The sequence below is a fragment of the Vibrio pacinii DSM 19139 genome (assembly GCF_000711795.1).
In the GTDB taxonomy this organism is placed as follows: Bacteria; Pseudomonadota; Gammaproteobacteria; order Enterobacterales; family Vibrionaceae; genus Vibrio; species Vibrio pacinii.
In genome coordinates, this window is sequence record NZ_JONH01000001.1 from 350609 (window position 1) to 370443 (window position 19835).

15 protein-coding genes are annotated in these 19835 nt (G+C 46.1%); 5 read left to right on the forward strand and 10 right to left on the reverse strand.

Annotated features, from left to right (window positions below; genetic code table 11):
* Nucleotides 1-7: 7 nt before the first annotated feature.
* Both yoaA and BS19_RS01480 read right to left on the reverse strand, forming a co-directional pair.
* A complete protein-coding gene (yoaA, locus tag BS19_RS01475; RefSeq protein WP_038172901.1) occupies nt 8-1933 on the reverse strand; it encodes a DNA repair helicase YoaA in 1926 nt (641 codons plus the stop codon).
* A gap of 94 nt (nt 1934-2027) precedes the next feature.
* The gene (locus BS19_RS01480; RefSeq protein ID WP_038172902.1) at nt 2028-2231 is read right to left on the reverse strand and encodes a hypothetical protein; all 204 of its coding nucleotides are present in this window, start codon (nt 2229-2231) and stop codon (nt 2028-2030) included.
* A gap of 198 nt (nt 2232-2429) precedes the next feature.
* Here BS19_RS01480 and purU point away from each other — a divergent pair, with 198 nt between their 5' ends.
* A complete protein-coding gene (purU, locus tag BS19_RS01485; RefSeq protein ID WP_038172904.1) occupies nt 2430-3263 on the forward strand; it encodes a formyltetrahydrofolate deformylase in 834 nt (277 codons plus the stop codon).
* Between the two features lie 54 nt (nt 3264-3317).
* Here purU and BS19_RS01490 read toward each other — a convergent pair whose 3' ends face one another.
* On the reverse strand, nt 3318-5321 hold the full coding sequence (locus BS19_RS01490) for an FAD-dependent oxidoreductase (RefSeq protein ID WP_038173070.1): 2004 nt from the start codon (nt 5319-5321) through the stop codon (nt 3318-3320).
* A 209-nt stretch (nt 5322-5530) separates the two neighbouring features.
* Between BS19_RS01490 and sppA the strand changes: the two genes are divergently transcribed.
* From sppA to BS19_RS01505, 3 genes are all read left to right on the forward strand, one after another.
* Nucleotides 5531-7381 carry a signal peptide peptidase SppA gene (sppA, locus tag BS19_RS01495; protein WP_038172906.1) on the forward strand — a complete coding sequence of 617 codons (1851 nt, stop codon included), beginning with the start codon at nt 5531-5533 and terminating at the stop codon, nt 7379-7381.
* A 139-nt stretch (nt 7382-7520) separates the two neighbouring features.
* On the forward strand, nt 7521-8537 hold the full coding sequence (gene ansA / locus BS19_RS01500) for an asparaginase (RefSeq protein WP_038172907.1): 1017 nt from the start codon (nt 7521-7523) through the stop codon (nt 8535-8537).
* 100 nt (nt 8538-8637) lie between these two features.
* Nucleotides 8638-9513, forward strand: coding sequence for an NAD(P)-dependent oxidoreductase (locus BS19_RS01505; protein WP_038172908.1), 876 nt, complete (start codon nt 8638-8640; stop codon nt 9511-9513).
* 44 nt (nt 9514-9557) lie between these two features.
* Here BS19_RS01505 and BS19_RS01510 read toward each other — a convergent pair whose 3' ends face one another.
* The 6 genes from BS19_RS01510 to BS19_RS01535 all read right to left on the reverse strand — a co-directional run bounded on the left by BS19_RS01510 (nt 9558) and on the right by BS19_RS01535 (nt 17090).
* The gene (locus tag BS19_RS01510; protein WP_211252981.1) at nt 9558-11045 is read right to left on the reverse strand and encodes a M28 family metallopeptidase; all 1488 of its coding nucleotides are present in this window, start codon (nt 11043-11045) and stop codon (nt 9558-9560) included.
* Nucleotides 11046-11264: 219 nt separating this feature from the next.
* A complete protein-coding gene (locus tag BS19_RS01515) occupies nt 11265-12701 on the reverse strand; it encodes a serine protease (RefSeq protein ID WP_038172910.1) in 1437 nt (478 codons plus the stop codon).
* 205 nt (nt 12702-12906) lie between these two features.
* Nucleotides 12907-14214 (reverse strand): serine--tRNA ligase, encoded by a 1308-nt coding sequence (gene serS / locus BS19_RS01520; protein WP_038172911.1) that lies wholly within the window; start codon nt 14212-14214, stop codon nt 12907-12909.
* Nucleotides 14215-14434: 220 nt separating this feature from the next.
* Nucleotides 14435-15781, reverse strand: coding sequence for a replication-associated recombination protein A (locus BS19_RS01525; RefSeq protein WP_038172912.1), 1347 nt, complete (start codon nt 15779-15781; stop codon nt 14435-14437).
* Nucleotides 15782-15783: 2 nt separating this feature from the next.
* Complete coding sequence (gene lolA, locus BS19_RS01530; RefSeq protein ID WP_038172913.1) at nt 15784-16380, reverse strand: outer membrane lipoprotein periplasmic chaperone LolA; 597 nt, start codon at nt 16378-16380, stop codon at nt 15784-15786.
* 95 nt (nt 16381-16475) lie between these two features.
* Complete coding sequence (locus BS19_RS01535) at nt 16476-17090, reverse strand: SEC-C metal-binding domain-containing protein (protein WP_038172914.1); 615 nt, start codon at nt 17088-17090, stop codon at nt 16476-16478.
* 204 nt (nt 17091-17294) lie between these two features.
* On the opposite strand from BS19_RS01535, the gene dusC reads away from it, so the two are divergent.
* Entirely contained in the window at nt 17295-18248 is a 954-nt protein-coding gene (gene dusC / locus BS19_RS01540) for a tRNA dihydrouridine(16) synthase DusC (protein ID WP_038172915.1), read from the forward strand.
* Here the strand turns inward: dusC and BS19_RS01545 are convergent.
* Entirely contained in the window at nt 18245-19708 is a 1464-nt protein-coding gene (locus tag BS19_RS01545) for a GGDEF domain-containing protein (RefSeq protein WP_038172916.1), read from the reverse strand. The genes dusC and BS19_RS01545 overlap by 4 nt on opposite strands.
* Between the last annotated feature and the right edge of the window lie 127 nt (nt 19709-19835).

Sequence of the window (19835 nt, forward strand, 5' to 3'; positions counted from 1 at the left end):
GATATCTCTAATTATTGATGTGTGATTGATGTTCAAGAAAGTCTTGTACCACAGCCAAATCTCTTGTGCGTGGTATCGGCGGCAGGCTCGCAATAAATACTCCACCGTAGTCGCGAGTGACTAAGCGATTATCGCAAATAATCAGCGCGCCTTTATCTTTTTTGTCGCGTATCAGTCGTCCAACCCCTTGCTTTAAAGTGATCACCGCATCGGGGATCTGAACTTGAGCAAAAGGGTCACCGCCTTTTAATTGGCAATCTTCGATACGTGCTTTAAGCAAAGGATCGTCGGGGGCGGTAAACGGCAATTTGTCGATGATAACACAGCTAAGGGCATCACCTCTAACATCGATCCCCTCCCAAAATGCACCTGTGGCGACCAATAACGCATTACCAAGCTCCATAAACTCAGCAAGGGTTTTCTGTTTACTGGTTTCGCCTTGCATCAGCACCGGCACAGTCAAGGTTTGCCTAAAGCGTTCTCCCAGCTCTTTCATCATACTGTGAGAGGTACATAAGAAAAAACATCGTCCTTGGTTTTGTTCAATCACCGGGCTCAACATCGTCACTAACTTTTCAGCCATTCCAGGACTATTGGGCTCAGGTAGATAGCGAGGAACACACAAGCGCGCCTGACTTTGGTAATCAAATGGGCTTGGTAATGACATCTGCGCTTGAGGTTTCAAACCTAACCGGGAAGTAAAATGGCCAAAATCATTATTAACCGCCAATGTCGCTGAAGTAAAAATCCACGCGCCTTGTTTCATCTCGATCTGTTCATGAAACTTATCGGCCACACTGAGCGGCGTAATGTGTAAACTGAAATGCCGAGGGGTGGTGTCATACCAATATGAGTAACCGGTAATCGATACGTCACAAACTCGGTCAAGACGTGCCTTAATTGTATTAGCACGTTCAAAGGCACTATCGAGTAATTGGCTGCGGCCGAGCGCTAATTTAAGCACTTCGATGACAAACTCTAGCGTCTCTTCCAACCGCCTTAACTCGCGGCCGATCGAGGGTGAAGCCAGTGCTTCACGCCAGTTACCACGAAAACCCGGTTCACCCAATACAATTCTTAAGTCCATGGCGGTTTGCAACAGTTTTTCACCCGCCTTCTGTAACTGACGCATATCCTTAGCCTCAGTACGATACGCAATTTCGATATCTTTACTCAGATCTTGAATTTGACGACTCGACAAGGATTGACCAAAGTAATGGCTGGCAATATCAGGTAACTGATGGGCTTCATCAAAGATAAACACTTCTGCTTCAGGGATCAGTTCACCAAACCCCGTTTCCTTGATCGCCAAATCGGCCAAAAACAGGTGGTGATTGACCACAACCACGTCGGCGTCTAACGCCCGTTTGCGCGCTTTAAGCACAAAGCAATCTTGGTAACTTGGGCACTCTTTACCTAAGCAATTATCGTTAGTTGAGGTAATGGTGGGAATAATTGGGCTATCTTCAGCAATCGCATCGCAATCACCCAAATCGCCACTTTTGGTTTCTGAGACCCAACTGCGAACTTTGACCAATTGGCTAAGCAATGTTGGATCAGAAGTTTGATTGTGACTTTCGACCATCTGGCGACTTAAACGATCAAGACACAAGTAGTTCGCACGCCCTTTTAATAACGCCACTTGGCCATAAAAGCCTAATGCGTCGATCATTAACGGCAAGTCACGATGGAAAAGTTGCTCTTGGAGATTTTTCGAACCTGTACTGATAATGACTTTCTTGCCACTCAGCAATGCAGGAACCACATAAGCAAAGGTTTTGCCAGTACCTGTTCCAGCTTCGACCACCACTTGGGTCTGCTCTTTAATCGCCTTGGCAACCGATTCGGCCATATCGACTTGCGCCTGACGCGGTTGAAAGCCCGGAATCGCTTTACCTAGCGCTCCCTGCGCCGAGAAGGTCTTTGAAATCATGAAACAGTATGAGGTTGAACAAGAGGTGGGTAATTATGGCAGCTTTCATACCAGGGCGCGAATGAGATTTTCGCGCCCGAGCAATGTGACAAGGTTAACGTTTATTAAGGTAACGACTTAGCCACGCAGGCCCAGAAAAGCCACCTGGCTCTACTTCTGTCATTGCGCGTGCCGCCTCACTTGGGGATGTTTTGTTTTCCCACATTTGATCGAGAATTTCTTCGTCTAATTCTTTTCCGCCAGTTAGAGCACTGACACGCTCAGAATAAAGCTTACGGGCTAATAGCTCTTTATCCATAAATACCACCTAGAAACACGCTAAACAGAGCAAAAAATTCAAACAAAACACTAAGCCAAACGGTTAACTTAGATTATTTGTTGAAACCTTTTCGATATTAGTTTAATTGTAGCTTCAATAATGAGGGAGAGCTCACCGTTCGAGTCCCCTGTAAAAATTCACAAGTCGAAAAAAATAATTCACGGAAGTTCTGACCAAATGGAAAAGAAAACACTACTGACGCACTGTACAGACGCGCCCGGTCTTATCGCTAAGATCACCAATATCTGTTACAAACACCAACTCAATATCGTACACAACAACGAATTTGTCGATAATACCAGTGGGCACTTTTTCATGCGCACTGAGCTTGAAGGCTATTTTAACGATACCACCTTTCTGGCCGATCTTGATCAAGCACTGCCACAAGGAACTAAGCGTCAACTGATTGGTTCAGACCGTAAACGCATCGTTATTCTCGTCACCAAAGAAGCACACTGCTTAGGTGATATTTTAATGAAGAATTATGATGGGAGCCTTGATGTAGAAATCGCGGCAGTCGTCGGCAACTACGACAAATTACAGAGCCTCACTGAGCGCTTCGACATTCCTTACCATCATGTTTCGCATCAAGGCTTAAATCGTGAAGAGCACGAGAAGAAACTGCTGGCAGTGGTTGAACAGTATCAACCGAATTACTTAGTCTTGGCCAAGTATATGCGTGTCCTAACCCCCTCTTTTGTTGAAAAGTATCATCATAAAATCATCAACATTCACCACAGCTTTTTACCTGCGTTTATCGGGGCGAAACCTTATCAACAAGCGTATGAGCGTGGCGTAAAGATCATTGGTGCAACCGCGCACTTCGTGACCAATGATCTTGATGAAGGCCCGATCATCAAACAAGACGTCATTCCGGTCGATCATAACTTTAGCGCTCAAGATATGGCCCAAGCAGGCCGTGACGTCGAAAAAAATGTCCTAAGTAAAGCACTCAATAAAGTGCTTAATGACCATGTCTTTGTCTACGGCAATAAAACCGTCATTTTGTAACGTCTCCAAAAAAACAAAGGCTTCCGCTCGGAAGCCTTTGTCATTGATTTGCAATTACAGTTTAACTGCGAGTTCAACGCCTTGCTTGATCGCGCGCACCGCGTCTAATTCACCCGCATAATCGGCACCGCCAATCACGTGTAACTTATCACCCAGCAGGGGCCATTGGCTTTCAAATGGGCGCACAGATTCTTGCCCTGCACAAATAACCACTTTATCGGCATCAAGCAGTTGTGGCTTATCATCAATAGTAATATGCAGTCCCTGCTCGTCTATCTGGTCATAGCTCACGCCACCCAACAGGTTGACGCCGCGTTTTTCCAACGTACGCTTGTGGATCCAGCCTGTGGTTTTGCCTGGCCCTTTACCGACACGCCCTTTACGACGCTGCAGCACCCAGACGGTTTTTTCGCTGACTGAATCTGGGTAAGGGTAAAGTCCTCCTGGGTAAGCTATCTCTTTGTCGATTCCCCAGTCGTGCAGCCAATCGTCCAAATTATGCCCGACTGGCTCAGTCAACATTGTCGCGACATCAACACCAATTCCACCAGCGCCAACAATCGCAACCTTGTTACCGACAAAGGTTTTCTCTTTGATCAGCGTTTGATAATCAACCACTTTATCCGGGGTATCTAAACCTTGAATATTGACTTTACGCGGCTCAACCCCAGACGCCATCACCACTTCATCATACTCTGCCAGTAGGTCATAATCCGCTTCGGTTTCAAGGTGCAATTTAACTCCGGTTTGGTCAATACGATTGGCAAAATAGCGAATCGTTTCTCTGAATTCTTCTTTACCTGGAATTTGCATTGCCAAACGGAATTGGCCTCCGATACGGTCATTGCGCTCAAACAAATCGACCTGATGGCCACGCTCGGCTAACGTGGTCGCGCAGGCTAGCCCCGCAGGACCTGCGCCTACAACGGCAATATTTTTCTTGGTCGCGGCCTCGGTGACGACAAGTTCCGTCTCTCGACAAGCCAACGGATTGACTAAACACCCTGCGCGTTTGCCTTTGAAGACATTATCAAGACACGCTTGGTTACAACCAATACAGGTGTTGATCAGTGGCGATTGGTTCTGTTCAGCTTTAATGACAAAATGTGGATCAGCGAGGAACGGACGCGCCATCGATACCATGTCGGCATGACCGCTGGCCAGAATGTTTTCAGCCTCTTCTGGCGTATTGATTCGATTGCAGGTCACAATCGGCACGTTAACATGGGGTCGCACTTTTTCTGTTACCCAAGTAAACGCACCGCGCGGAACTTGAGTGGCAATAGTAGGAATACGTGCTTCATGCCAACCGATACCGGTATTAATGATGGTAACACCTGCTTTTTCTAACTCTTTTGCCAGTGTAACGACTTCATCAAATGTACTGCCCTCTTCGACTAAATCTAGCATAGAGAGGCGGAAGATGATGATAAAGTCATCGCCAGCCGCCTGACGAATGGCTTTGACCACTTCGAGTGGAAAGCGGATGCGATTTTCATAGCTGCCGCCCCAATCGTCGTAACGCATGTTGGTGCGTTTACAGATAAACTGGTTGAGCAAGTAGCCTTCTGAGCCCATGACTTCGACGCCATCGTAACCGGCCAACTGAGCGAGCGAAGCGCTGTTAGCAAAAGCGTCAATCGTACTCCTAATTTGACGACTGCTCATTTCGCTTGGCGCAAAACGGGCAATCGGCGCTTTAATCGCGGAAGCACTTTGCGCGAAAGGGTGCATCGCATAACGACCAGCATGCAGTAATTGCAATGCGATTTTGCCACCGTGCTCGTGCACAGCTTGAGTGACTACCTTATGTGCCTTAGCATGCTTTGGTTTACTGAACTCAGCGCTGAACGGATGCAGTCGCCCACGTAAATTAGGTGAAAAACCACCAGTAACAATAAGGCCAACGCCGCCTTTCGCGCGCTCTGCATAGAAAGCAGCCAGCTTACCTAGCCCCTCTTTGTGCTCTTCGAGACCAGTGTGCATTGAGCCCATCAGCACTCGATTACGTAGTTGAGTAAATCCAAGGTCTAATGGCTTAAGTAGATTTGGGTACATGGCAGACATCACTTAACTCTTTTCTTATTGTGGTCTGACCACAATAAAATCATCGTAATTAAAAATCAAACAGTCGTTTACATTTTTGTAACACCGATCAATCTAACAGTTGTTTGGCTATACGAGTTTGAGTAGGATGTAACTTATCTGATTTTATAAGGTCTTACAGCGAATAAGCCTTAAACTGCGCAATACGCAGCGGAGACATAATGAAAAATATTTTTAAGTTTATTGGCATGCTTTTTAAAGGGGTGTGGAAACTACTCTCCTTTGTACGTATTGCTCTCGTCAATCTGGTTTTCCTAGCCAGTATCGGCGCTATCTATTTCCTTTACACTAGCGCTGAAACGCCGGTTCCTACCGTACCGACTAAATCAGCGTTGATTCTCAATATTTCAGGGCCAATTGTTGAACAATCAAGTTATGTTAACCCAATGGACTCTGTAACTGGCTCTTTGTTTGGTCAAGACCTACCTAGAGAGAATGTGCTGTTCGAGATAGTCGATACGATTCGCCACGCCAAAGATGACAATAAGGTCAGCGGCATCGTATTAGCATTGAGCGACATGCCAGAAACGAATTTAACCAAACTGCGCTACATTGCTAAAGCACTGAACGAGTTCAAAGCCTCTGGCAAACCGATTTACGCGGTTGGGGATATGTATAATCAGAGCCAATATTATTTGGCCAGTTACGCTGATAAGATCTACCTGGCACCCGATGGTGCGGTCATGCTTAAAGGTTACAGCGCCTATTCGATGTATTACAAAACTTTGTTAGAGAACCTCGACGTTAACACTCACGTTTTCCGAGTTGGCACCTACAAGTCGGCAATTGAACCTTTTGTGCGCGATAACATGTCAGAAGCGGCCAAAGAGTCCGCTTCTAATTGGTTAGGTCAACTGTGGGGTTCCTACATTGATGATGTCGCTTCTAACCGTCAACTTGCCCCTGACGCCTTAACTCCTGACATGGACAAATTTTTAGCCTTACTCAAGCAAAACAACGGAGATTTAGCTGCTCTGTCGCTGAACGTAGGATTGGTCGATACCCTGGCCACTCGCCAACAAGTTCGTAAAGCGCTAATGGAAGTGTTCGGTAGCAATGGGGAAGACAGCTATAACCATGTCGATTACTACCAATACCTCACCACAATGACGCCTGATTTTAACCTCGCCAACGATGATATTGCAGTGGTGGTGGCAAGTGGCGCAATCATGGATGGCTCTCAACCACGTGGTACGGTTGGTGGAGATACTGTCGCGGCACTGCTACGCCAAGCTCGTACGGATGACAAAGTCAAAGCCGTGGTATTGCGCGTTGATAGCCCGGGCGGGAGCGCTTTTGCTTCAGAGGTAATACGTAACGAAGTCGATGCATTAAAAGAGGCCGGAAAACCGGTTGTGGTGTCAATGTCTAGTCTCGCTGCATCGGGCGGTTACTGGATTTCCATGAGTGCAGACAGCATTGTCGCTCAACCAACAACATTGACTGGCTCGATTGGTATCTTCAGTGTTATCACTACCTTTGAAAAAGGCTTAAACAAACTCGGTATCTATACTGATGGTATCGGCACCTCTCCATTCTCAGATGTCGGTATTACCACCGGATTATCTGCAGGGGCAGCCGAGGCTTTCCAAATGGGCATCGAGCATGGTTACAGCCGCTTTATTGGCTTAGTGAGTCAATCACGAGGCATCCCGCTGCAACAAGTAGACGATATCGCGCAAGGTCGTGTATGGACTGGCCAAGATGCGCTTAAATTAGGCTTAATCGATAAAATCGGTGATTTTGATGATGCGGTTGCGTTAGCCGCTCAACTTGCCGATGTTGAACAATACAACCTGTACTGGGTTGAAGAGCCTCTGTCACCCGCACAGCAGTTTATCCAAGACTTCATCAATCAAGTTCAGGTTAAATTTGGTTTTGATGTAAATAGCTATCTACCAGCAGCGCTACAGCCGATCGCCACTCAAGTGTTACAAGATGCCGATATGCTACAAAGCTTCAATGACCCTAAAGGTCACTACGCATTCTGCCTTAACTGTCAGATTCAATAACACTAGTCGACAAACATCACTGCACTGCTGAGCAGTCAATAATTAAGGGGGATTCCTGTGCGAAATCCCCCTTTTTATTGGCCTCGATTACGTTATAATTCGTCGCTCTGTTCCCCTACAAAATAACCGGTTTCAAGCAATGGCTAGAAAACATATTTATATCGCTTACACTGGCGGTACCATTGGCATGCAAAAATCCCATGACCACGGCTATGTGCCAGTAGCAGGCTTCATGGAAAAACAACTCGCAAGCATGCCTGAGTTTCATCGCCCTGAAATGCCAGAGTTCACTATTCACGAGTACGAACCGCTGATTGATTCATCTGACATGACTCCGGCAGATTGGCAGCAAATCGCTGATGATATTCGTCATAACTACGATAAATACGATGGCTTTGTAATTTTGCATGGTACCGACACCATGGCGTACACCGCCTCTGCTTTATCATTTATGTTAGAGAACCTCGCGAAACCAGTTATTGTCACTGGCTCGCAAATTCCCCTTGCGGAACTGCGCTCTGATGGCCAAGCCAACTTACTTAATGCTTTGCATATCGCCGCGAATTACCCAATCAATGAAGTCACTCTGTTTTTCAATAATAAGCTAATGCGCGGTAACCGCAGCACCAAATCGCACGCCGATGGTTTTAATGCTTTCACTTCTCCAAACTTGCCGCCGTTGCTGGAAGCCGGGATTAACATTCAAATCAGCAATGATATTAAAGTGGATGCAAAACCCGATGGTGACTTTACCGTGCATGACATCACGCCACAGCCAATCGGTGTGATCACCATGTATCCAGGCATTTCCCATGAAGTGATTCGTAACACTCTACTTCAACCGGTTAACGCCATGATTTTACTCACCTTTGGTGTCGGTAATGCACCGCAAAACCCAGAACTGCTAGCGCACCTTAAAGATGCCTCACAGCGCGGTGTTATCGTGGTTAACTTAACTCAATGTCTCGCAGGAAAAGTCAATATGGGTGGCTACGCGACAGGTTGTGCGTTGGCTGAAGCCGGAGTGATCAGTGGCTATGATATGACGCCAGAAGCGGCACTGGCGAAACTTCACTACCTATTGAGTCAAGGTCTAAGCTACGAGCAAGTCAAAGTCAAAATGCAGCAAGTGCTGCGCGGCGAGATGACAATTTAACAGACAATGATATACAAACCGGCTCAGGCCGGTTTTTTTACACTTGACGTAAAAGGTTGTTGATCAGAGGATTGGCAATCATTATTTAGGGAGAGCAATGATGGAAATTAACAATGTCGCTTTTATTGGTTTAGGTGTCATGGGGTACCCAATGGCGGGCCACTTAGCGAAAGCGGGATTTGATACTCGCGTTTATAACCGCACTGAGTCCAAAGCAATTCAATGGACAAATGAATTCGGTGGTAAGTCTGCAAACACCCCACATGCGGCAGCAAAGGAGTGCGATGCGGTTGCTATCTGCGTTGGCAATGACGACGATGTTCGTAGCGTTGTTTTCGGCCAAGAGGGCGTTCTTGCGGGGATGAAAGCAGGTTCAATCCTTGTTGATCATACCACCACCTCTGCCGAACTGGCGCAAGAGATCGCGCAAGCTTGTGCAGAGAAAGGGGTTCATTTTGTCGATGCTCCTGTCTCTGGCGGTCAAGCGGGCGCCGAAAATGGTGCGCTAACCATTATGTGCGGTGGCGAACCTAGCGTATTTGCAGCCCTCTCTTCACTCTTCGATGCTTATGGCAAACAAGCGGTGCTGCTTGGTGCTAATGGCCAAGGTCAACGCTGCAAAATGGTCAATCAAATCTGCATTGCCGGGATCTTACAGGGTTTGAGCGAAGCACTTCAACTTGCTCAATCAGCAAATCTTGATGTAGAGCAGGTTGTTAACGTGCTTAAACATGGTGCTGCTGGTTCTTGGCAGATGGAAAACCGCGCCGTGACTATGTCACGTGGCGAGTTTGATTTTGGCTTTGCGATTGATTGGATGCGTAAAGACTTAGGGATATGTCTCAATGAAGCCGAGAAAAACAATCTAGATTTGACTATGACTCAACAAGTCGATGCAATGTATCAATCACTGCAAGCACAAGGATTGGGACGAATGGATACATCGGTACTTATTAAGGCGTATCAAAACAAATAATCAGCAAGCCACAGAGGCGAATTACTCGCCTCTGTGATTGGTGCTTATTGAGTGGATGCCTTGAGTGATACGCCGCTGTAAGCTCTGTAACCGTCTAACATCACATGGTACGTACCCGGTTGAGCTTGGGTAAACGTACACGTTTCTTGGTTGCCACTACGATAAGGGCGACAATCCCAATTCGAAGTCGATACCTCAGAGTCATAGTTAACGTATAAATCAACATCACCCGTGCCCCCTGTGGTTTGAATGTTTAGACTCTGCTGCCCCTTTAGCTCAAAGGTGTAGCGCTTTTGACTTGAGCGCGAGCCGCTCAGGTTAGTTTTTTCTACGCCATCGATTAGCACAGTGTCATCGGGTTGCGGTTTTGAGTCGGCATTAGCCATTTCGACAATATACGATAAACCCAGTTTAGCGAACTTTTCTGCATGCGCTCCTGTTGGATCTGAGTTGGCTAGCGTGTCTTGTGCGGTGTGAATCTTGGGATTGTAATCATTAAACTTCGACTCAAACGGCATTGCGGCAGAATAACCGACATTCGTCCAAGAAGCATGATCTGAACATGCATAACCACAACGATCGTAGCCATAGGTTAGACTAGGGATATATTCATCAATCAAGTTGGCAAGAAATTGGGTCAAATTACTATCGGTGTAGTCAGTGATAAAAACAATATCTTGTTGAGACCCTTGATAGTTCGTCATATCCAATTGCAGTACAGAAACGACGTTCTTTCCCTGAGCCTTATATGCATTGGCAATATCCTGAGACCCTCTTAGCCCCACTTCTTCCGCCGCATACGCCATAAAGGCGACTGAACGCTTCGGTTGGAAGTTGTTCTCACTGAGTACACGAATGATTTCACTGACACTGGCGATACCCGACGCATCATCATCGGCTCCTGGGGCGATAGATTGCTCGTTGGTACGGGCGCCTACGGTTGAATCTAAATGCCCACCGACCACGATCCATTCATCGGGAGTTTCGCTACCTTGGATAGTTAACACCACCGATTTTTGATTGTATCCTGAATGAGTGACTTGCTCGACATTGACACCAGAGAGCTGCGAGGTCAACGCACGCCATTCACTAGCAATCCAATCGGACGCTTGCGCACCTGATGTGGTGGTATAGAAACGGTTATTGAAGCTGGTTAACGAACTAATGGTATTGGTTATTTGACTGGCACTTATCTGGGGTAACCAAGCATTGACGGTGGTTTGCTGTGATGGTGTAGGCACAACAAAATTCGCCAAGGTTTGCGGCATCGCGCTTGCAGCCATCGCACTTTGCGCGGACGCATGCACCATGTAACCACCGCAACGGTTATGCTCTTCATGCATATTGTGCGATAACTCGGCTAACTCTTCGGTGGCCACTTCACCAACCCAAACCTTTCCACTGCTTGCGAGTGAATGTGGCAACAGTGATTGAGCCCCCGAGTGCATGACGGTATCTGCAGCATCTGCGCCAATCGAGATCCATACTTTATCTTCAGCATAGGCATTGCAATATGCCGACATTAAAGCCATTGCCAACAACGTTTTTGTGTATTTCATTATCCTCTCCATGGATTTTTAAAGCCCTTTAAAGTTAGGGTAATTATACTAGTAACGAGAACTGTTCGCTTTCTCTTAAGGTGTAAGCTAGGTTTGTCACTGAATCAACAATAAAGATAAATATTATTAAAAATCATAAACTTAAAAACAATTGAGCTAGAGAGCCAACACTCTCTCCCTAGCTCCGAAACACTAGTTTTCAGTTGCGCGTAATACAACACCAGAAAAACTGTTGAATGCTTTTAGCATGATATAGAGATCTTCATCAGACGATGAAACAGAACACGTTTCATTATTGCCAGATCGATACGGTCTACAGTCGTAAGCACCAGTGGTAGGTTCGCTACCTGAACGCACATACAAATCGGCGTCTCCTGTACCTGAACTGATACTAATAGTCAGTGGCGAGGTTCTATTTTTGGCCTTAACGACCAACATACGTTGTTCCCCTTTCGACAAGGCTATTGATGAAATGGGTGTGCCTGGAATAAGCTCTTCAACGCTAGGCACCGATTGACCAACAGAGCCTTCAGGTAAGGTATTATTAAAGAATGTCGCGACCTTAGGCCAAATTTTGCTGATCTTGACCCCTTGGTTTTCACAACCACCAAAGTGATGAAGTGCAATCGCTTTATTGTCTGAAGAGTTCAACACTGGAGAGCCGGATGAACCACCGATCGTGTCGCAGAAGTAGCCAGTATCTGTCCCCGCACCACGCCCGTTGGTAGAAGCAATATCGACTTGGCATAAACCCGAGCCATTTTGATCACTTTCTATTGCAAGCTCTTTGGGGTTTCCGGCACCATGCTGAGGAATATAGATACCGTTGCCATATACTGGTTCAGACGCATCTAAGCCTAAGTAACCAAATGATTCAATCTTGCTAAAATCATCAACAGAGAACAAGGTATAGTCCAAGGTATAATCGGTACTAAATAGCTCGTTACCCATCACTTTTACCGTTGTCGACAATGCTCCACCACATGTATTACGTTGATAGTTAAACCATACCTCGGTGTTTCTAAGCTCAGACTCACTGCCAACACAATGGTTATTGGTAAAGAGTTTATTATCTGGCCCAACCCGCCAAGCCGTACAAAGGCTACGGCCATTGATCAGCAGCCGTGCTACAGGATTAGACCATGCCACTTGCTCCGGATGCGTATCTTGCCAACAAGCAACGTCTTTGCGTTCATTCACTCCACACGTCGATAGCATAGTACTGCTCGGCTCGAAAGCTATCGCCTTTTCATTACCTGCCATAAAATAATCAATATCATACTGCCCCAGTTGTCCTTCGGCATTAGGCACTAATTCAATCTTCACCGAATCACCAAATAGTGATTGCGCAAACCACTCTTGTTGACTTTCGGTATATTCAACCGTTTCCGAGCCATCACTGGACATTAATCGAATCAAACTGCCCCGAGGTAATATCAAATTCTTGAAGTGAATTTTTATGAACTCTGCACCATGATGTTGTATTTCCATGACCGTCGATTCTGATTGATGAGAAGATAACGCCAACGGTATTTCTTCTGCAATCACAGGTAATTCTGTTTGCGCGTACGCCAGCGAAGAAATGAGACAAGAGTAAGCCAGAGTGACATTGCGTATTATGTTGTTCATTGATGTTCCCTTTCAGTGTTGTGGTTTCACTACAAACATAATCGCTAAACGACAATAAGCAACCAGTTGCCTATTGTCGTTTGAGTAAACTATTGTTGACGTTAAAATTTAAATTATAAAAATCAATTGTTTATATTTCTTACTACAAAATTAAGGTACAAAAAAAGCGGCTCACTGAGCCGCTTTGCATTGTTTCAACCTTAACTTAACCGATGTGCGTCACGCCACCCATGTACTTCTGAAGCACTGTTGGGATTTCGATGCGACCATCGGCTTGTTGATTATTTTCGAGAATTGCAACCATAGTACGACCAACGGCAAGACCAGAACCATTGAGTGTATGAACAAGCTCAGGCTTCTTCTCACCTTTACGACGAAAACGCGCTTGCATACGACGAGCTTGGAAGTCCCACATGTTTGAACATGATGAGATTTCGCGGTAAGTCTCTTGAGCTGGAACCCACACTTCAAGATCGTAGGTTTTACGAGAACCAAAGCCCATGTCACCTGTACACAGTACAACTTTACGATAAGGCAGTTCTAACAACTTAAGCACTTTCTCAGCGTGGCCAGTTAGCTCTTCGAGCGCATCCATTGAATCTTCTGGCTTAGTGATTTGTACTAGCTCAACTTTATCAAATTGGTGCATACGAATGAGACCGCGAGTATCGCGACCATAAGAACCCGCCTCAGAGCGGAAACATGGTGTATGCGCTGTCATCTTAAGTGGCAGATCTGCTTCATCAGAAATGGTGTCACGGACCATGTTGGTCACTGGTACTTCTGCTGTTGGGATAAGCGACAGTTTACGCGGCTCTTCGTCGTTCACTTTCTCTTCAAGCGGCTCAGTGTGGAATAGGTCTTTACCAAATTTAGGCAACTGGCCAGTACCAAATAGGCTGTCAGAGTTCACAAGGTATGGCACGTACATTTCAGTGTAGCCGTGCTCTTCGGTATGAAGATCTAGCATGAACTGAGCAATGGCACGGTGTAGACGAGCAAATTGGCCCTTCATTACGATAAAACGTGCACCAGTGATCTTAGTTGCACTTGCGAAATCAAGACCGCCACCCATTTCGCCTAGGTCAACGTGATCTTTAAGCTCGAAGTCGTAAGTTTTTGGCTCACCCCAACGAGAGATTTCTACATTGTCGTTTTCATCTTTACCGTCTGGCACATCGTCAGCAGGCAGGTTAGGAACAGACAGAGTGATCTCATCAAGTTGCGCCATTACCGCGTCAAGTTCTACCTTTTTCGCGTCTAAATCGCTACCAAGAGTACCGATTTGCTTCTTGATCTCTTCTGCGCCTTCTTTATCGCCTGCTGCCATTTTCTGGCCGATTTGCTTGGAGATGGAGTTACGCGTGGATTGTAAATTTTCAACTTCGACTTGAATCGACTTACGTTGCTCTTCAAGTGTACGGATTGTTTCTACATCGAGCTTAAAGCCACGACGTGCGAGTTTTGCAGCTGTTTCATCCAGCTCTGTACGAAGTAATTTAGAATCCAGCATTGTTAATCCTATGCTTTTTTAGTTGTGAAATCGCGCCCAAACATCATGCTCAAACGCTAAAAAATGTTTCCCAAAATAATTGGAGTTGCCGCGCGGCAACAAACCAATTCAGCCCTATGAGCATAGGAGTTCTATGTGATTAGGGTGAATTTGTGCAGTTAACAAAGCTGCGGCTTCAAGTATGAAGGGATAATTGGATAAATGTATCTAAAATAGACGCTTATTCATAGCGCTTTTGTGGGCTTTTTGCGTCTAAACTAGCCAAGTAATCTAACTTTTCGCCAATTTTAGTTTCTAAACCTCGGTTTGTCGGTTGGTAGTAACGTTTATCCGCCATTTCAGGTGGTAGATAACGTTCACCAGCGGCGTAGGCACCGGGCTCATCATGGGCATAGCGATATTCAGCGCCGTAACCGAGATCTTTCATCAAATGAGTTGGCGCATTACGTAAATGAGGCGGAACTTCATACTCTGATAAATTATGCGCATCGGCCAAAGCTTGTTTCCAAGCGGTATACACCGCATTACTCTTTGGCGCACAAGCGAGGTAGACAATCGCCTGAGCAATGGCTCGCTCACCTTCTGCCGGCCCAACACGAGTAAAACAATCCCAGGCTGAAAGCGCAATTTGCATGGCTCGAGGGTCCGCATTGCCAATATCTTCTGAAGCGATCGCCAGTAAACGTCTGGCTATATAGAGCGGGTCACACCCTGCGGCAATCATTCTCGCTGACCAATACAGTGCCGCATCTGGGTTTGAACCACGAATCGATTTGTGTACAGCAGAAATCAGGTCGTACCAAATATCACCCTTGTTATCAAAGCGTGACACCTTCTCACCAGCGACTTCAGCCAGTAACTGCAACGTCACTTGTTTAATGCCCTGCTCATCTTCTTGGGCCATATCATAAAGAAGCTCAAGGTAGTTGAGTGACATTCGCGCATCGCCATTGACCAACTCGGCTAGGCGATCCAATACATTGTCGATGAAGGCGACGGTCACAAGGCCAAGCCCACGATCTTTGTCTGCTATCGCTTGGTCCAGTGCCAAACGAATATCTTGCTTTGCTAGTGAGGTTAACTTGTATACCCGAGCGCGCGATAAGAGTGCATTGTTAAGTTCAAATGATGGATTTTCCGTGGTGGCGCCAATAAAAGTCACCGTTCCATCTTCGATATGGGGCAAAAACGCATCTTGTTGAGACTTATTGAAACGATGCACCTCATCAACAAACAAAATAGTTCGGCGGCCGGCCAATTTGTTTTCACGAGCTTTTTCAATCGCCGCGCGGATTTCTTTGACACCCGATGTCACCGCAGAAACACGCTCCACTTCGGCATTGGCGTAGCTGGCCGCCACTTCTGCAAGAGTAGTTTTTCCGGTGCCGGGAGGCCCCCACAGGATCATCGAGTGAATATGACCGGCCTCTAAAGCGCGCCTCAGTGGCTTACCGTGGCCGAGAATATGCTGCTGTCCAATGTATTGATCTAGCGTTTGAGGCCGCATTCTCGCGGCCAAAGGACGAAAGTCTTCTTCACCGGAAAAGTCTAACGAGTAGTTACTCACAGTTAGTTCCTTTGGTCATCAACCTCAACGCCCTCTGGAATGACAAACTTAAATCGCTCGGCACTCGGCTTGGTCAGATCGATATTGTTAAATGTGAAATTGCTCTGCTGACCATCTTGCTCGACAACGCTAAAACCTTGGACTGCACCCTTGGTATCAATTTCTAACTTAAATTGGCCCTGATTACTGTCAACAGCCGTCGGTGTGAGGGTAAACACATCCCCTTGCTGTTCAACACGGTAGTTATCCCAGTCACTGGCTCGGTTACGTGTTAACAATACAAAGGGAGTTTGTTCTGTTGCTTGTTCTTGTGAGTAAATACTCACTTGCTCAATAAAAGGGCTGTAATACCACAAGCTTTCGCCGTCTGATACCAGTACGTTTTCGTCCGGCGTAGTGGTTGACCAACGAAACAGGCTCGGTCTGGCAATGTCTACTTTCCCTTCACCTTCCATGACCACATCGCCTTCGGGGCTGACTAATTGCTGAGTAAAGTCGGCGCTAAAGCCCTCGTTTATCTGCAATCTTTGGCTCAAATCATCTTTAGGGGCTGCGACGGCTGTAAAGCTCATCAGTAACAGTATCGCCAATCTCTTCATTTCATTTTTCCTAAATTCGTCGCTATTCGGTTATTTATAGCTTGCTTCGCTATTCGCTTTGACCGAAAAAGGTTAACTTTGTTCGATATAAACCACTATTGACCGCAGCACTGCTTGAATTTTTTACTACTGCCGCATGGACACTGATCATTACGTCCGATGCTTTTATAAGGGTTAACACTTTGGGATTTAGCGCCAATCATGGCCTCGTCAGCCGCTTGTGCCACTTCAGCAATCATTAAGTCGAGTTGTGGCATAAGATCGCTAAGCACTGGCGGCTGTTCAATACCAGACGCTTTCATTTGCGCCTGGGTTTGCGCTTCATCAACCGCTAGCATGAATGTCGTTAACATCGCTTGCAACATGCGCAAGGTACCGTCACCAATACTGGTTTCCATCCACTGCTGTTCAATCGTTGGCCATAAAGTCATAAAGCCTTCGGCAAAATCAGCCAATTGTTCTTGTTGACGATCTTCACCGAGTAATGCGAGCACTGAATATTCGTTACGCTTTAAATAGCCGTACTGTTGATTAATATGATTCTCAATGTCTGCTTTCGCCGCCCCGGATTGCTCACCCAATAAGGTTGGCAACCAAGTTTCTGGCGCAAGCGGTTTGGTCGCTAGATTGGCGGCAAGGGTCGCGCCCTCAAGGTACAAAGGTGACTCTTCAGTAATAGTATCGGCAAGTGTCAGTAATCGGTAGTTCATGATCTACTTCTAGTGTTAGCGAGGACTTGGGGCCATTATAACCCGATGCATGCCGCCGGGTCACTTCGAGACTTTATTCACCTCCCATCAATTCGCCATCAACTACCTTGCATTTTCCTGTGATTAAATCATATCGACGATTGAGGATGACATTTACCCTTCAAGCTTCTAAAATCACGCCTCCCGAATTGGAGACGTTTTATTATGCGAGTTGTTTTGGGCCCGATGGAGGGTGTGCTAGACCATTTGATGCGTGAGATCTTAACCGACATCAATGACTACGATTTATGTGTCACTGAGTTTGTACGCGTCGTTGATCAGCTATTGCCTGACCACGTGTTCTATCGTTTATGCCCAGAACTATTACAGGGCTCAAAAACTCAGTCAGGCGTACCCGTCCACGTCCAATTATTGGGACAAGACCCGCACTGGATGGCGCAAAACGCAAGTCGTGCCGCCCAACTTGGCGCTCGAGGCATCGATCTCAACTTTGGCTGCCCAGCGAAGCTAGTGAATAAAAGTAAGGGCGGCGCCGCGCTGCTTCAGCATCCTGAACTAATTCACAATGTGGTCAAAGCGTGTCGTGAAGCCGTACCCGAAGCAACGCCCGTCAGCGCCAAGATTCGTCTCGGTTGGGATAATCCAGAGGATTGTTTTGAAATCGTCGATGCCATTCAATCGGCAGGTGCAGACGAACTGACTGTCCATGCTCGAACTAAGACCGGGGGTTACAAAGCCAGTGAAATTAAGTGGGACTACATCAATCAAATACGCCAGAAATTCACGATCCCATTGATTGCCAATGGTGAAATATGGAGTTATCAAGACGGCCAAGCGTGTATTGAAACGACTGGCGTAGATTCTTTAATGGTGTGTCGCGGCGCGTTCAATGTGCCAAACCTAGGTAACGTGGTCAAACACAATCACTCGGTTATGCCTTGGGCTGAGGTGGTTGAACTGCTGTTAGTCTACTCTCAATATGAGATGAAAGGGGATAAAGGCCTCTACTACCCTAACCGCGTTAAACAATGGTTTTCTTACTTGCGTCAGCAATACCCACAAGCTGCCGAACTTTTCCGCGAGATACGCATCTTCAACAAAGCCGCGCCTATTGTTGATTATCTGACTCGTTATCGTGACGAAATGGCGACCAACTAGAACACCAACTTATCTTTACCCGTCGTTTTTGCTTGGTACAATTTGGTATCGGCAGCTTTGAATAACACTTCAAAGCTGCTGTCCGTCTCAGCAGATACGACTTCTACCCCACCTGAAATCGTAAATCCATCGGATAATACCTGCTGCGCCCCATCACGCACCGCTTTTTGCACTCTTTGCATACTCACTTTCAATGGTTCGATTTCGTTACCCGTCATGAAAACGACAAACTCCTCACCTCCAACACGGGCCGCTGCATCATGGCTTCGGATATTAGCGGTTATTTTTTTAGCCATATAGATGATCACTTGGTCACCGACATCATGGCCGAAGGTATCATTAATTGACTTGAAATTGTCGATATCAAACACCGCTAAAGCTAGATAATTTTCACGTTGCGCTGTCGCCAAATAAACTTCTAATCCACGTCGATTTAACAACCCCGTCAACGGGTCTCTAGCTGCAAGCTGTTTGAAGTAATTGTGCTCTACCCGAATATTTATGAAGAACAACGCTATCACGGAAAAAACATAGGTGAAAACGGCCAATAATAAACCATAACGCTGACGATCAACTAAGTGGCGAATCTCGGCTTTCCAATCATATTGGTAGTAGAGAGTATAATTCACCGCGACACCATCGATCTTGACAGATTCAATCCTCACGGCATCATTCGGCAGTGCTCGATGGGCACTATTATACAAACCCAATTCACCCGCTAAACGTTGTTGGGAACTAAGCAAAGTGTTGTAGGCAATATCAAGCGATAGCATTCCTTGATGAACATCTTGATTGAATACAGGCATCGATAGACTCATCACTAATTGACTGTATGAGAGCACTGGTGCTGGGCCAGAGATAGTAATCAAGTCTCGGTTTCTAGCCGTCACCTGCCAAAAAGGTCGCGTCTTGATGGTGTTTATGATCTCACTGGTAATATTTTTGGCGTAAGTATCGGGCGAAGACATGATGTAGCCCTCGCGATCGATGTAATGAATGCCGAGTAAGAAGTCATCAATATCATGTAGAAAAGAGAGTACTGGAGCTAAAGATACTTGCCCTGACACTCTTTTGTACTGTGCACTGTTTGGGTCACACATTACTTTGTCACCCACTAACATATAGTTAATGTCTATCGCTGGGATTTCGCCGCGACCTTCCGCCCGTAATAACGCATCAATGGGCCACATTTGGCATAAACCATCGACAACTTGACGATTATGATCCACTAGCCAAATAAAATTTGATTTCGAATAGTTTGAGAAGCTGTAATCGATCGCCGACAATACTTTAGTAGCACGTGATAAAGCACTATGTATTCGTTGATATTCATCATTAATTTGGCCATTAACCGAATCGTAATAATTTTTAATCGTCAATGCGATAATCGCCAACGGCACAATCAAAGGCACAAGAAAAACGAACGCTAAACTAAAGTGCCGCTGTCTGTTAACTTGCATCCCATTCCTCAAAAAATAATAAACCTACCCATACTGTAGTTGTAATGGATAGGTTTAGCCGATGTCATTGTGTTGATTATGTCACAAACCAATATGGTTTGTATGGCCACAATAACTCAGTAAGTCA

Coding starts and splice junctions, on each gene's coding strand:
- yoaA (WP_038172901.1), bottom strand. CDS start 1,933: ATGATTTCAAAGACCTTCTCGGCGCAGGGAGCGCTAGGTAAAGCGATT.
- BS19_RS01480 (WP_038172902.1), bottom strand. CDS start 2,231: ATGGATAAAGAGCTATTAGCCCGTAAGCTTTATTCTGAGCGTGTCAGT.
- purU (WP_038172904.1), top strand. CDS start 2,430: ATGGAAAAGAAAACACTACTGACGCACTGTACAGACGCGCCCGGTCTT.
- BS19_RS01490 (WP_038173070.1), bottom strand. CDS start 5,321: ATGTACCCAAATCTACTTAAGCCATTAGACCTTGGATTTACTCAACTA.
- sppA (WP_038172906.1), top strand. CDS start 5,531: ATGAAAAATATTTTTAAGTTTATTGGCATGCTTTTTAAAGGGGTGTGG.
- ansA (WP_038172907.1), top strand. CDS start 7,521: ATGGCTAGAAAACATATTTATATCGCTTACACTGGCGGTACCATTGGC.
- BS19_RS01505 (WP_038172908.1), top strand. CDS start 8,638: ATGGAAATTAACAATGTCGCTTTTATTGGTTTAGGTGTCATGGGGTAC.
- BS19_RS01510 (WP_211252981.1), bottom strand. CDS start 11,045: ATGGCTTTAATGTCGGCATATTGCAATGCCTATGCTGAAGATAAAGTA.
- BS19_RS01515 (WP_038172910.1), bottom strand. CDS start 12,701: ATGAACAACATAATACGCAATGTCACTCTGGCTTACTCTTGTCTCATT.
- serS (WP_038172911.1), bottom strand. CDS start 14,214: ATGCTGGATTCTAAATTACTTCGTACAGAGCTGGATGAAACAGCTGCA.
- lolA (WP_038172913.1), bottom strand. CDS start 16,380: ATGAAGAGATTGGCGATACTGTTACTGATGAGCTTTACAGCCGTCGCA.
- BS19_RS01535 (WP_038172914.1), bottom strand. CDS start 17,090: ATGAACTACCGATTACTGACACTTGCCGATACTATTACTGAAGAGTCA.
- dusC (WP_038172915.1), top strand. CDS start 17,295: ATGCGAGTTGTTTTGGGCCCGATGGAGGGTGTGCTAGACCATTTGATG.
- BS19_RS01545 (WP_038172916.1), bottom strand. CDS start 19,708: ATGCAAGTTAACAGACAGCGGCACTTTAGTTTAGCGTTCGTTTTTCTT.